This is a genomic window from Pseudomonas sp. MB-090624 (assembly GCF_003205245.1).
In the GTDB taxonomy this organism is placed as follows: Bacteria; Pseudomonadota; Gammaproteobacteria; order Pseudomonadales; family Pseudomonadaceae; genus Aquipseudomonas; species Aquipseudomonas juntendi.
Genome location: NZ_QJRK01000004.1, coordinates 112,460 through 125,778 on the forward strand (window position 1 = coordinate 112,460; position 13,319 = coordinate 125,778).

Here is a 13,319-nt window from a genome sequence, read left to right on the forward strand (position 1 = left end):
CGCTTAAATTTCAGCGGCCAGTTTGTTAACCAGCTCCGCATGCGCGTTTTGATCGATTGTGGCGCCAAGGATCTTTTCAGCACCGCCAACGGCCAGAGCACCCACTTGGGCACGCAGGGCGTCTTTAGCACTGTTCAGTTCCTGTTCGATCTCGGCCAGAGCCTGAGCCTTCACACGGTCAGCTTCGACGCGGGCCTGTTCACGGGCTTCCTCGACAAGCTGAGCAGCGCGTTTCTTGCTTTGCTCAATGATTTCGGCTGCCTGTGCCTTAGCTTCACGCAGTTGCTGACCCGCTTTTTCTTGGGCCAGCTCCAGGTCGCGAGCTGCGCGGTTGGCAGCGTCCAAGCCGTCGGCAATCTTCTTTTGGCGCTCTTGCAGAGCAGTGATGACCGGAGGCCATACGTACTTCATGCAGAAGAGTACAAAAATCAAGAAGGCAACGGATTGGCCAATCAGGGTTGCATTAATATTCACGCCAACACCTCGCTCGGTCTTTGGTTCATCACAGCTATCAACTCGTGGTTACGAGTGATTAGCCGGCGATTTGACCAACGAACGGATTCGCGAAGGTGAAGAACAGAGCGATACCAACACCGATCATGGTTACGGCGTCGAGCAGACCGGCAACGATGAACATTTTAACCTGCAGCATTGGAACCATTTCTGGCTGGCGAGCAGCGCCTTCCAGGAATTTGCCGCCCAGCAGGCCGAAACCAATGGCGGTACCCAGAGCACCCAGGCCGATCAGCAGAGCAACAGCGATAGCGGTCAGACCAACTACAGTTTCCATCTTTCCTCCCGACTTTTACGTCGTATTGGTTAGGTTTTTAAGTTGAAGCGGTAAAACAAATCGTTTGGTACAGCATGCCCTTGCGGACTTTTTAAGCCCTCCCCCCAAACGAGCGGGGAAGGCTATCAGACACGCCAGGCGGTCTTAATGGTTATCTTCGTGCGCCATCGACAGGTAGACGATGGTGAGCATCATGAAGATGAAAGCTTGCAGGGTGATGATCAGGATGTGGAACACCGCCCACGCCCATTGCAGCACGACACCCAGGCCGCTCAGCCACAGCAGGCCGGAACCGAACATGACCGCGATCAGGATGAACACCAGTTCGCCGGCATACATGTTGCCGAACAGACGCAGTGCCAGCGAGATCGGCTTGGCGATCAGGGTGACGAATTCGAGCAGGAAGTTGACCGGAATCAGCAGGATCTGCACGAAGATGTTCTTGCTGCCGAACGGGTGCAGGGTCAGCTCACCGATGAAGCCGCCCAGGCCCTTGACCTTGATGCTGTAGAAGATGATCAGCGCGAATACGCAGAACGCCATGGCCAGGGTCGCGTTCGGGTCGGTGGTCGACACGGCGCGGAACGGAATGTGCGGATCACCGGAGATCAGGATGGCCAGCTGAGGAATCCAGTCGACCGGTACCAGGTCGACGGCGTTCATCAGGAATACCCAGACGAAGATGGTCAGCGCCAGCGGTGCGATGACCGGGCTACGGCCGTGGAAGGAGTCCTTCACGCTGCCGTTGACGAAGTCGACCATCACTTCCACGAAGTTCTGCAGGCCGCCAGGCTGGCCGGAGGTGGCCTTCTTGGCCGCCATGCGGAAGATGAACAGGAAGATCAGACCCAGCGCGACGGACCAACCCAGGGTGTCCAGGTGGAACGCCCAGAAGCCCATTGCCTTGGCTTCTGCAGCCGAATGGGCAAAGCCCCAGCTGCCGTCTGGTAGTTGACCGTAGGTCAGGTTCTGCAAGTGGTGCTGGATATAGCCCGAAGCGGTTTCTGCTGCCATGGTTGCCTCAAACGCCCTAAGGTCTCGAAAGTCTTTTATTCATCAGCAGGGGCGCGAACCAGCTGACCAAAAGGGTCAACACGAAGACGCCGAATACTGCTAGCGGCGCCAGTGGCTTCACTCCTGCGAAGGTCAGTGCAAAAAGCACTGCCGTCAAAATCATCTTGCCTGCCTCGCCAGCGTAGAACGACTTGACGATGGCTTGTGCCGCCCGAGCTCCGCTAAAGCGAAAAGCCTTCCAGGCGAAATACACGTTGGGCAGCCAGGCAATCAAACCTCCGCAAAGGCCTGAATATCCACTGACCGCCCCTTTCCACTGCCACAACACCAGGGTCGCCAGCAGGAATACGACAAATTGAGCCAGCAGTACCGGAAAAACCGCCCAGCGATGGAAAGGCAGGCGGTTTGGCGTGCGGATTTCCATCACAACTGCTCCTCGGAAGTCGACCAACAAGTCAGTGATGACTTGGCATAATTTGTGCCGACAAAATGCGCGCAGAGTATAGGGGTGGTTTAACCCCTATTCAACTCTTCGGTAGTGATTTCCGACTGCCCGCTACAACAGCAATTGTTTCAGCGGATGTGTGCAAGCACACCTTGCAACTCGTCAAGCGAGTTGTAGCGAATAACCAATTGGCCTTTGCCCTTGTTGCCGTGGCGAATCTGCACAGCCGAGCCCAGGCGCTCTGCGAGCCGCTGTTCAAGGCGCGCGATATCCGGATCAGGTTTGCCCGGTTCGGCCGGTTCAGGCTTGTCGCTGAGCCATTGGCGAACCAGTGCTTCAGTTTGGCGCACGGTGAGACCACGTGCGACAACATGACGCGCCCCCTCTTCCTGGCGATTCTCATCCAACCCGAGCAATGCGCGGGCGTGACCCATTTCCAGGTCGCCGTGGGCGAGCATGGTCTTGATCGCCTCTGGCAAGGTAATCAAGCGCAGCAGGTTGGCCACGGTGACCCGCGACTTGCCGACCGCATCGGCCACTTGTTGCTGAGTCAGTTCGAACTCCTGCTGCAGCCGCTGCAGGGCCAGCGCCTCTTCCAGCGGGTTGAGGTCTTCACGCTGGATGTTCTCGATCAGTGCCATGGCGATGGCGGCCTCGTCGGCCACTTCGCGGACCATGGCCGGGATGGTGTCCAGGCCGGCCTGCTGGGTGGCACGCCAACGGCGCTCACCGGCAATGATCTCGTAGCGGTTATCGCCGATCGGGCGCACCACGATCGGTTGCATCACCCCATGGTTGCGAATCGAGTGGGCAAGTTCTTCCAGCGCCTGTGGGTCCATGTCCCGGCGTGGCTGATATTTGCCACGCTGGATCAGTTCGACTGGCAGGTGCTGAAGCTCCTTCTGGTCGATCTTCACAGCCTGCTCTTCGAGCGCGCTCACGGTAGGACCACTGAGCAGTGCATCCAACCCACGTCCGAGACCCCGTTTCTTGACGGCCATACGGATTCCTTAAGTTGTCTGTGCAGTGCGCGACTGACGGCGTTGCCGGCGAACCAGTTCCCCAGCCAGCGCCAGATAAGCCAGGGCGCCACGCGATTGCTTGTCGTAGGCCAGGGCCGGCATGCCGAAGCTGGGCGCCTCGGCCAGGCGAATGTTGCGCGGAATGACCGTGTCGTAAAGCTGGGGCCCGAAGTGCTCCTTGAGCTGGGCCGACACATCGTTGTTCAGGCTCAGGCGGGGATCGTACATGGTCCGCAGCAAGCCCTCGATCTTCAGCTCCGGGTTCAGCCGGGCAGCGATGCGCTTGATGTTATCCACAAGGTCACTGAGACCCTCCAGTGCGTAGTACTCGCACTGCATGGGGATGATCACGCCATCGGCTGCGACCAGGGCGTTGAGCGTCAGCATCGACAGCGACGGCGGGCAATCGATCAGGATGTAGTCGTAGTTGTCACGGATGGGCGCCAGCGCGTTGCGCAGGCGGCTTTCCTTGACCTGCATTTCCAGCAGCACCACTTCGGCGGCGGTCAGGTCGCGGTTGGCCGGCAGCAACTGAAAACCACCGTGCTCGGAGTAATGCATGGCCTGGGCCAGGTCGCACTCCCCGATCAGCAGGTCGTAGACCGAGTGCTCGAGTTCGTGTTTGTCCACACCGCTGCCCATGGTGGCGTTGCCCTGCGGATCGAGGTCGATCAGCAGCACACGACGCTTGGTTGCGGCCAGCGAGGCGGCGAGATTGATACAGGTGGTGGTCTTGCCTACACCACCTTTCTGGTTCGCGATTGCGAATACCTTAGCCATTGATGCGCGTGTTCCCAGTCATGCCTTGCGGCGCAGTATCAGCAGATGGCGCTGGCCCTGGCAACCTGGAACGGTCAGGGCCTGTTCGCTTTCCACTGTGAAGTCTGCGGGCAATGCTACCAGTTCATCGGCAGGATGCAGCCCCTTCATTGCAAGCCATTGCGTCCCGGTGTCGCCCAGGTGGCGGGTCCAGTTGGTGAAGTTCTCCATGCTGCTGAAGGCACGGGAGATGATCCCATCGAACGGTTGTGCAGGTTGGAACGCCTCGACCCGGCTGTGGATAACCGTGAGGTTGTCCAGCTTGAGTTCCATTTTCACCTGGGTCAGGAAGCGGGTTTTCTTGCCATTGGCATCGAGCACGGTCACCCGCTTGTGCGGGTGCAGGATAGCCAAAGGAATACCAGGCATGCCACCACCACTGCCGACATCCAGCCAGTTGTCCCGCGCGCTGTGGATAAACGCCATGACGCTCAGGCTGTCGAGCAGATGCCGCGAAACCATCTCGTCCGGGTCGCGCACGGCGGTCAGGTTGTAGGCTTTGTTCCATTTGATCAACAAGGCCAGGTAGCCGAGCAGTTTTTCATGCTGCTCGGCACTCAGTTCTACACCAAGCTGCCGCGCACCTGTGGACAACTCTTCAGCATGTTGCGGGGTAACCAGGGCACTCAAGCGCTTTGCTCCAATTCGCGGCCAGCGCCGCGTTTTTTCAAGTGAATCAGCAACAGGGAAATCGCCGCCGGGGTCACGCCTGGAATGCGCGATGCCTGGCCCAGGGTTTCCGGGCGGGTCTGGCCCAGCTTGCCCTGGATCTCCTTCGACAGGCCGGAAATGGTCGTGTAGTCGATATCCACAGGCAACCGGGTGTCCTCGCTGGCACGCAGGCGAGCGATCTCATCCTGCTGGCGGTCGATGTAACCGGCGTACTTGGTGCGAATCTCGACCTGTTCGGCGACCTGTGGATCGATTGCCTCCCCGCCGGTGGCCTCGATCAGGCCGGCGTAGTCGATTTCCGGGCGGGCCAGCAGGTTGAGCAAGCTGTACTCGTGGCTGAGCGGCGTGCCGAACTTATCCACAATGGCTTGGCCTTGTTCGGTATTGGGTCGTACCCAGGTCGACTTCAGGCGCTGCTCCTCGCGCTCGATACCGTCGCGCTTGGCGCAGAAGGCCGCCCAGCGCTGGTCATCGATCAGGCCCAGTTCACGGCCCTTTTCGGTCAGACGCAGGTCGGCGTTGTCTTCGCGCAGAATCAGCCGGTACTCGGCACGCGACGTAAACATACGGTACGGCTCCTGGGTGCCCAGGGTAATCAGGTCGTCGACCAGTACGCCGATGTAGGCCTCGTCACGCCGAGGGCACCAGCTGTCACGGCCTTGTGCCCGCAGCGCGGCGTTGGTCCCGGCCAGCAGGCCCTGGGCGCCGGCTTCTTCGTAACCGGTGGTGCCATTGATCTGGCCGGCGAAGAACAAGCCGCCGATGACTTTGGTCTCGAGGCTGTACTTGAGGTCACGCGGGTCGAAGTAGTCGTACTCGATGGCATAGCCAGGGCGCACGATGTGGGCGTTTTCCATGCCACGGATCGAACGGACCAGTTCCAGCTGCACGTCGAAAGGCAGCGACGTGGAAATACCGTTCGGGTACAGCTCATGGGTGGTCAAGCCCTCGGGCTCGATGAACACCTGGTGGCTTTCCTTGTCTGCGAACCGGTGGATCTTGTCTTCGATCGATGGGCAGTAGCGCGGGCCCACACCTTCGATCACGCCCGAATACATGGGCGAGCGGTCGAGGTTCGAGGCAATGATTTCGTGGGTACGCGCGTTGGTATGGGTAATCCAGCAACTGACCTGGCGCGGGTGCATTTCGGCATTGCCCATGAACGACATCACCGGTATGGGCGTATCGCCTGGTTGCTCGGTCATGACCGAAAAATCCACCGAACGACCGTCGATACGTGGTGGCGTACCCGTTTTCAAGCGGCCCACGCGCAGTGGTAGCTCGCGCATACGGTGTGCCAGCGCGATCGAAGGCGGATCACCGGCACGACCACCTGAATGGTTTTGCAACCCGATGTGGATCAGGCCGCCAAGGAAGGTACCGGTGGTCAGTACCACCGATTCGGCAAAGAAACGCAGACCCATCTGGGTCACCACGCCTTTGACCTGATCCTGTTCGACGATCAGGTCATCGCAGGACTGCTGGAATATCCACAGGTTTGGCTGGTTCTCCAGGATTTCACGAACCACCGCCTTGTAGATGGCGCGGTCGGCCTGGGCACGGGTTGCCCGTACAGCTGGACCTTTGCGGTTGTTCAGAACGCGGAACTGGATGCCGCTCTTGTCGGTAGCCAACGCCATGGCGCCGCCAAGGGCATCGATCTCTTTGACCAGATGGCTTTTGCCGATACCGCCGATAGCGGGGTTGCAGCTCATGTGACCGAGGGTTTCCACGTTATGGGTCAACAGCAGGGTTTTCACACCCATGCGTGCTGACGCAAGCGCAGCCTCGGTACCGGCATGGCCGCCGCCGATGACGATCACTTCAAAACGGGAAGGGAAATCCACCACGCACCTCGTGCCTGTTTTTGCGAATAGAGAAGGTAAGCCGACAAGTATAGGGACTTACCCCCCCTTAAAGAAACCGTCTGAGCAAATTTTGACCAGTCTGTGGATGAGTGGCCCACAACAGAAATCAAAGAAGAGAAATTTATAAAAGCTTTGTTTTTATGTTTATTCTTATGCACAGCCTTATCTGTGGATAAACCTTTGCAGGCCTTGAAGTACGTCATGTACAGAGAAATTAAACCCTGTGGTTGGAGTGGCCTGAGGGGTATGGATAACGTGATTTAGCCTGTGGATTAAATGCCTGTTTACCCACAGGGGGTTTTGTCCTCAGAAAAAAAGCATGCTTATCAACGGAGCTGAAGGTGGCTTTTCCACAGGGCTCCTGAGCGCATTTCCAAGCTTGTGTATGAAAAATTGTGAGCCTGTACTGGCCTTCTCGCAGGTAAACCCGTTCCCACAGGAGGGCGGAACAAGCATGACAAGCAGGAAGCTTCTGGGTGCTGGCAGGCCGGCGATGGCGCCCGCACGGCAGATGCGTGAATTCCAGGCAAAAAAAAGCCGCTCCCGAAGAAGCGGCCATTGGCAGTGCCCGGCTGTGGATTATTTGCCAATACAGAAGCTGGAGAAGATCCGACCCAGCAAATCATCCGAACTGAATGCCCCGGTGATCTCGCCCAACGCATGCTGGGCCTGACGCAGGTCTTCCGCCAACAGCTCTCCCGCGCCCGCCAGGGTCAGTTGTGCGCGGCCGTGCTCCAAGTGCTCACTGGCCTGGCGCAACGCATCCAGGTGGCGCCTGCGGGCGCTGAAACCGCTCTCGGCAGTCTGTTCATAACCCATGCACGCCTTCAGGTGGTCGCGTAGCAGCTGCAGGCCTGCGTCATTGCCCTTGGCGCTAAGGGTGATCGTGACGTGGCCATCATCGCTTTGTTCCAGCCCTACCCGCTCGCCACTCAGGTCTGCCTTGTTACGGATCAGCGTAACCTTCGCCGGGTCTGGCCGCTGGTCGAGAAACTCTGGCCACAGGGCAAACGGGTTGCTGGCTTCGGGCGCTGTGGAGTCGACTACCAGCAATACCCGGTCAGCCTCGCCAATGGCCTTCAGCGCCCGTTCCACACCAATCTTTTCCACATGGTCATCGGTGGCCCGCAACCCGGCGGTGTCCACCACATGCAGCGGCATGCCATCAATGTGGATATGTTCGCGCAAAATATCCCGTGTGGTGCCGGCAATGTCGGTGACGATCGCTGCTTCGCGCCCTGCCAGCTGGTTCAGCAGGCTGGATTTACCGGCATTGGGCCTGCCGGCGATAACCACCGTCATGCCGTCGCGCAGCAATGCACCCTGCCCCGCCTCGCGCTGCACGGTGGATAACTCTCGGCGTACGGTATCGAGCATCGAAAGCACGTGGCCGTCGGCGAGGAAGTCGATCTCTTCTTCAGGGAAGTCGATCGCTGCCTCGACGTAGATGCGCAATGCGATCAACGCCTCGGTCAAACCCTGCACACGCTTGGAGAACTCGCCCTGTAGCGAGCGCAGGGCGTTGCGGGCCGCCTGGCTGGAGCTGGCCTCGATCAGGTCGGCAATGGCTTCGGCCTGCGCCAGGTCGAGCTTGTCGTTGAGGAATGCGCGCTCGCTGAACTCACCTGGGCGGGCCAGCCGACAGCCAACTTGTACACAGCGCTGCAGCAGCATGTCCAGCACCACCGGGCCACCGTGGCCCTGCAGCTCAAGCACGTCCTCGCCGGTGAACGAATTGGGCCCGGGGAAGAACAATGCGATCCCTTCGTCCAGTACCAGCCCGTCCTCATCGCGGAAGGGGCCGTAATGGGCGTGGCGCGGGGTAAGCGTACGGCCGGTGATCAATTGCCCAGCCTTGGCGGCCAGGGGCCCGGACAACCTGACAATCCCCACCCCGCCGCGGCCCTGGGCGGTGGCGACGGCTGCGATGGTTTCACGCACAATGTTCATGCTCGAAAGCCTCTACGACAACAACGACAGATAGCAAAAACGCCCCACTAGGGGGCGTTTTTATTCACAGGCTAGCGTAGCAGCCCGTCAGGCAGCAGCTTTTTTCGTGGCTGCTTCGATGCGACGTGTGATGTACCACTGCTGCGAAATCGACAAGCAGTTGTTCACAACCCAGTACAGCACCAGACCCGCTGGGAACCACAGGAAGAAGAAGGTGAAGATGATCGGCATCATTTTCATCACCTTGGCCTGCATCGGATCCGGCGGCGTTGGGTTCAGGCGTTGCTGGATGAACATGGTGGCGCCCATGATGATCGGCAGGATGAAGAACGGATCCTTGATCGACAGGTCGGTAATCCACAGCATCCATGGCGCCTGGCGCATTTCAACGCTTTCCAGCAGCACCCAGTACAGGGCCAGGAACACCGGCATCTGCACCAGGATCGGCAGGCAGCCGCCCAACGGGTTGATCTTCTCTTTCTTGTACAGCTCCATCATCGCCTGGGACATCTTCTGGCGATCATCACCGAAGCGCTCTTTCAACGCGGCGAGTTTCGGTGCAACGGCACGCATGCGCGCCATGGAACGGTAGCTGGCAGCCGACAACGGGAAGAACAGGCCTTTGATCAGCATGGTCAGCACGATGATCGACCAGCCCCAGTTGCCCAGCAGGCTGTGGATATGTTGCAGCAGCCAGAAGATCGGCTGGGCGATGAACCACAGGAAGCCGTAGTCGACGGTCAGTTCCAGGCCTGGGGACAATTCCTTGAGCTTGGACTGGATCTTCGGACCGGCATACAGCATGGCGCTGGTTTCAACCTTGCCACCGGCAGGTACGTTCAGTGCCGGGCCGGTGTAGCCGATGATGTAGTTGCCTTGGCTGTCCTTGCGCGTCTGAACAACGTTGTTGTCCGACTTGGCCGGGATCCACGCGGTCACGAAGTAGTGCTGCAGCCAGGCTACCCAGCCACCAGACACATTTTCTTTCAAATTGCCCTTGTCCATGTCCTTCATCGAGACCTTTTTGTAAGGCTCGGAAGCTGTCCACAGGGCTGCACCCAGGTAGGTGGCGGTGCCGGTCGCAGTGCTCGAAGACGGATCGCCGCTGGCGTCACGCTTGAGCTGGGCAAACATGTTGCCGCTCCACGGCTGGCTGCTCTGGTTGTCGATCAGGTAGCTGACATTCAGGTCGTACTCACCGCGCTTGAAGCTGAAGCGCTTGATGTAGTTGACGCCGTTGTCGCTGAACTTAAGGTCGACCACCAGTTGCTGCTGGCCGTCAGCCAGTTGGTAGCTTTTCTGCTCGGCGGCATACAGTGGGCGGCCGCTGGCGCGGGCATCCGGGCCGTTGGCGCCGGTCAGGCCACTTTGTGCCAGGTAGACACGCTCACCACCATTGTCGAACAACTGGAACGGGATGTCCGGGTGGTCCTGGCGGCGGGGGTATTTCGGCAGGTTCAGCTGGACGATGTCACCACCAACCGGGTCGATAGCCAGCTCAAGGACGTCGGTCTTGACGCGGATCAGGTCCTTGCTGAGTGCGACCGGTGCCAGTTCGGCAGGGCTGGAGTCGGCGTTGGCGCTCGGTACATCGGCGCTGGCACCGTTGTTACCGGCCGGCACGCCATCGGGCAAGCCCGGCGCAACAGTGCTGGCAGCAGTATTCTGAGTCGGCAAGGCAGCTTGGCCGTAGTCATCGTTCCACTTCAGGACCATGACGTAGGACACGACTGCCAGCGCGGCGATCAGGATCGTGCGTTTAATATCCATGATTACTCGGCTATCGAAGAAGTTCGGGAGGAAGGAGCGGGTGGAACGGGGTCGAAACCGCCTGCATTCCACGGATGACAACGCCCCAGGCGACGAACAGCCAGCCACCCACCACGCCACAAGCCATGATTTTCGATGGCTTCGTAGGCGTAACAGGAGCAGCTGGGGAAGAAACGACAGTGGCTGGCCATCAGAGGACTAATGGCGTAACGGTAAAACTGGATCGGAACGAGCGCCAGTTTACGCATCTTGGCTGTCTACCCCTGCGCAATTGGCGGTGACTACTGGTGCTGGGCGGGAGCGCGCCAGGCGTTTCCAGAGTTTGCCAAAGTGTTGGTGCAATTCCGGGTTTTCTACTTCACCCAATCCCTTGCGCGCGACGATCACGATGTCCAGCCCGGCGAGTAACTGCTGGTTCAGACGAAAGGAATCGCGCATCAAGCGCTTGAGGCGATTGCGTTGAACGGCGAGTTTGACGCTTTTCTTGCCGATCACCAGGCCCAGCCGTGGGTGATCGAGGCCGTTCTCGCGAGCAAGGATCAGCAGGTTTTTCCCTGGAACCTTGCCGGTTGGGGAGTCGAAGACCGCTTTGAAATGCCGGGGTGTAAGCAGTCGCTTTTCCCGACTGAAGTCCTGACTCACCACCTGTGCCGAAAAATCAAATGGCCAGACGCTTACGGCCTTTGGCACGACGACGCGACAGAACAGCGCGGCCGTTCTTGGTAGCCATACGGGCACGGAAACCGTGAGTGCGCGCGCGCTTGATGGTGCTTGGTTGGAAAGTACGTTTCATGGCGTGTTACCTGGTTTGTCGACGACGGGCCGGGATGGCCCCCTTTTTACGAGACCGGCGATTCTAGAGAAAGCAAGCCCGTAGGTCAATTTCCAACCAGTCTTTCCCTATAGAGCATGTGATGGACGGCAACTGCTCGGCCATGACCCCAGGGTGCTTGATCGAAGGTGCGCGTTGAGGACAACATGAAAAAAAAGAAGAGAGATATAAAAAGCTTTTCTGATAAACCTATAAAGCTTAGGTGGATAACTTTCTGTGGATAACCTACTTCAGGCCACGGTTGATGGGATGTACAGCGTTTCATAAGTATGTTCTGAACCCGTGCTGCGCTTGTTTCGTAGGTGGTCGCAACCTGTGGATTAAATCGCCTGTTATGCACAGGTGAATTATCCACAGGCTAGAACCCAGGGTTGTGCATAGCCCTCACGACGGGTTATCCACAGAGCTTATCAACACCGCCTTCATGCCAATTTGGTCGATAAATGGCTGATTTGTCATGGTTACTCATGTGTCCACATGTGGATAACTGGACGCTCGACCGGTACAATGGCGGTTTGTTTTTGCCTCATCCGGCTTTCAAACTCAGGGGATATCCGTGTCAGTGGAACTTTGGCAGCAGTGCGTGGAGCTTCTGCGCGATGAACTGCCTGCCCAGCAATTCAACACCTGGATCCGTCCGCTACAGGTCGAAGCCGAAGGCGACGAGTTGCGCGTCTATGCGCCTAACCGTTTCGTTCTCGATTGGGTCAATGAAAAGTACCTGGGCCGCTTGCTCGAATTGTTGGGCGAGAACGGCAGCGGCATAGCACCTGCCCTTTCCTTATTAATAGGCAGCCGCCGCAGCTCGGCCCCGCGCGCCGCGCCCAACGCGCCGGTCAGTGCTGCGGTCGCCGCTTCACAGGCGCAGACCCAGGCCAAAAGCCAGACCCTCAAGGCTGCGCCTGCTGCGGCTACACTCGAACCTGCAGCAGTAACGGTTACCGAATCTGTGCCGATGGATGAAATGGCCGAGTCGTCTTCGCGCGACAGCTTCGATGCCATGGCTGAGCCGGCCGCTGCGCCAGCCACCAGTGGCAGGGCCGAACAGCGCACCGTACAGGTTGAAGGTGCGCTCAAGCACACCAGCTATCTGAACCGAACCTTCACCTTCGATACCTTTGTCGAGGGTAAGTCGAACCAGCTGGCGCGCGCAGCGGCCTGGCAGGTCGCAGACAACCCCAAGCATGGCTACAACCCGTTGTTCCTTTATGGCGGTGTGGGTCTGGGTAAAACCCACCTTATGCATGCTGTGGGTAACCACTTGCTGAAGAAGAACCCGAACGCCAAGGTTGTGTACCTGCATTCGGAGCGCTTCGTCGCAGACATGGTCAAGGCGCTGCAGCTCAATGCCATCAACGAATTCAAGCGTTTCTACCGTTCGGTAGATGCGCTGCTGATTGACGATATCCAGTTCTTTGCCCGCAAGGAGCGCTCCCAGGAAGAATTCTTCCACACCTTCAACGCGCTGCTTGAGGGTGGCCAGCAGGTCATCCTGACCTCCGACCGCTACCCCAAAGAGATCGAAGGCCTGGAAGAGCGCTTGAAGTCGCGCTTTGGCTGGGGCCTCACGGTTGCCGTAGAGCCGCCAGAGCTGGAGACGCGGGTAGCCATCCTCATGAAGAAGGCTGACCAGGCCAAGGTCGAACTGCCGCATGATGCAGCGTTCTTCATCGCCCAGCGTATCCGTTCCAACGTTCGCGAACTGGAAGGTGCGCTGAAGCGGGTGATCGCTCACTCGCATTTCATGGGGCGCGATATCACCATCGAGCTGATCCGCGAATCGCTGAAGGACCTTCTGGCCCTGCAGGACAAGCTGGTCAGTGTGGATAACATTCAGCGTACCGTCGCCGAATACTACAAGATCAAGATCTCCGATTTGCTGTCCAAGCGACGGTCGCGTTCCGTGGCGCGCCCTCGCCAGGTGGCCATGGCACTGTCCAAAGAGCTGACCAACCACAGCTTGCCGGAAATCGGCGACATGTTTGGCGGCCGCGACCATACGACCGTGCTGCACGCCTGTCGCAAGATCAACGAATTGAAGGAATCCGACGCGGATATCCGCGAGGACTACAAGAACCTGCTGCGAACGCTGACGACCTGATGGCCGTGTGCGCAGCTAATTGAAGGCAAGGGACTA

General features: G+C 58.7%; 14 protein-coding genes. 1 reads left to right on the plus strand and 13 read right to left on the minus strand.

The genetic code is table 11. From position 1 onward, the window contains the following. Nucleotides 1–3: 3 nt before the first annotated feature. The 13 genes from DMX12_RS03480 to rpmH form a co-directional block, all read right to left on the minus strand. Nucleotides 4–474: a F0F1 ATP synthase subunit B gene (locus DMX12_RS03480; RefSeq protein ID WP_003253189.1), complete on the minus strand. Its 471-nt coding sequence runs from the start codon at nucleotides 472–474 to the stop codon at nucleotides 4–6. Between the two features lie 58 nt (nucleotides 475–532). Next, a complete protein-coding gene (gene atpE, locus DMX12_RS03485; protein ID WP_003097235.1) occupies nucleotides 533–790 on the minus strand; it encodes a F0F1 ATP synthase subunit C in 258 nt (85 codons plus the stop codon). A 144-nt stretch (nucleotides 791–934) separates the two neighbouring features. After that, complete coding sequence (atpB, locus tag DMX12_RS03490; protein ID WP_003260030.1) at nucleotides 935–1,804, minus strand: F0F1 ATP synthase subunit A; 870 nt, start codon at nucleotides 1,802–1,804, stop codon at nucleotides 935–937. 16 nt (nucleotides 1,805–1,820) lie between these two features. Then, complete coding sequence (locus DMX12_RS03495; protein WP_009684665.1) at nucleotides 1,821–2,228, minus strand: F0F1 ATP synthase subunit I; 408 nt, start codon at nucleotides 2,226–2,228, stop codon at nucleotides 1,821–1,823. A 149-nt stretch (nucleotides 2,229–2,377) separates the two neighbouring features. Continuing rightward, on the minus strand, nucleotides 2,378–3,250 hold the full coding sequence (locus tag DMX12_RS03500) for a ParB/RepB/Spo0J family partition protein (protein ID WP_009684666.1): 873 nt from the start codon (nucleotides 3,248–3,250) through the stop codon (nucleotides 2,378–2,380). A gap of 9 nt (nucleotides 3,251–3,259) precedes the next feature. Then, a complete protein-coding gene (locus tag DMX12_RS03505) occupies nucleotides 3,260–4,051 on the minus strand; it encodes a ParA family protein (RefSeq protein WP_009684667.1) in 792 nt (263 codons plus the stop codon). Between the two features lie 18 nt (nucleotides 4,052–4,069). After that, on the minus strand, nucleotides 4,070–4,720 hold the full coding sequence (rsmG, locus tag DMX12_RS03510; RefSeq protein WP_009684668.1) for a 16S rRNA (guanine(527)-N(7))-methyltransferase RsmG: 651 nt from the start codon (nucleotides 4,718–4,720) through the stop codon (nucleotides 4,070–4,072). Beyond that, nucleotides 4,717–6,609 carry a tRNA uridine-5-carboxymethylaminomethyl(34) synthesis enzyme MnmG gene (mnmG, locus tag DMX12_RS03515; protein ID WP_009684669.1) on the minus strand — a complete coding sequence of 631 codons (1,893 nt, stop codon included), beginning with the start codon at nucleotides 6,607–6,609 and terminating at the stop codon, nucleotides 4,717–4,719. The genes rsmG and mnmG overlap by 4 nt, the downstream gene beginning before the upstream one ends. 600 nt (nucleotides 6,610–7,209) lie before the next feature. Continuing rightward, entirely contained in the window at nucleotides 7,210–8,580 is a 1,371-nt protein-coding gene (gene mnmE, locus DMX12_RS03520) for a tRNA uridine-5-carboxymethylaminomethyl(34) synthesis GTPase MnmE (protein ID WP_110676251.1), read from the minus strand. 87 nt (nucleotides 8,581–8,667) lie between these two features. Then, nucleotides 8,668–10,350 carry a membrane protein insertase YidC gene (gene yidC / locus DMX12_RS03525; protein WP_009684671.1) on the minus strand — a complete coding sequence of 561 codons (1,683 nt, stop codon included), beginning with the start codon at nucleotides 10,348–10,350 and terminating at the stop codon, nucleotides 8,668–8,670. Nucleotides 10,351–10,352: 2 nt separating this feature from the next. Next, nucleotides 10,353–10,598, minus strand: a complete 246-nt coding sequence (gene yidD / locus DMX12_RS03530; protein WP_009684672.1) for a membrane protein insertion efficiency factor YidD — start codon at nucleotides 10,596–10,598, stop codon at nucleotides 10,353–10,355. Beyond that, the gene (gene rnpA / locus DMX12_RS03535) at nucleotides 10,591–10,995 is read right to left on the minus strand and encodes a ribonuclease P protein component (protein ID WP_029886846.1); all 405 of its coding nucleotides are present in this window, start codon (nucleotides 10,993–10,995) and stop codon (nucleotides 10,591–10,593) included. Before rnpA ends, yidD begins: the two co-directional genes overlap by 8 nt. Nucleotides 10,996–11,008: 13 nt before the next feature. Then, nucleotides 11,009–11,143, minus strand: a complete 135-nt coding sequence (rpmH, locus tag DMX12_RS03540; protein WP_003253163.1) for a 50S ribosomal protein L34 — start codon at nucleotides 11,141–11,143, stop codon at nucleotides 11,009–11,011. A gap of 595 nt (nucleotides 11,144–11,738) precedes the next feature. On the opposite strand from rpmH, the gene dnaA reads away from it, so the two are divergent. Then, nucleotides 11,739–13,283 carry a chromosomal replication initiator protein DnaA gene (gene dnaA / locus DMX12_RS03545; RefSeq protein ID WP_110676253.1) on the plus strand — a complete coding sequence of 515 codons (1,545 nt, stop codon included), beginning with the start codon at nucleotides 11,739–11,741 and terminating at the stop codon, nucleotides 13,281–13,283. The last annotated feature ends 36 nt before the right edge of the window (nucleotides 13,284–13,319 follow it).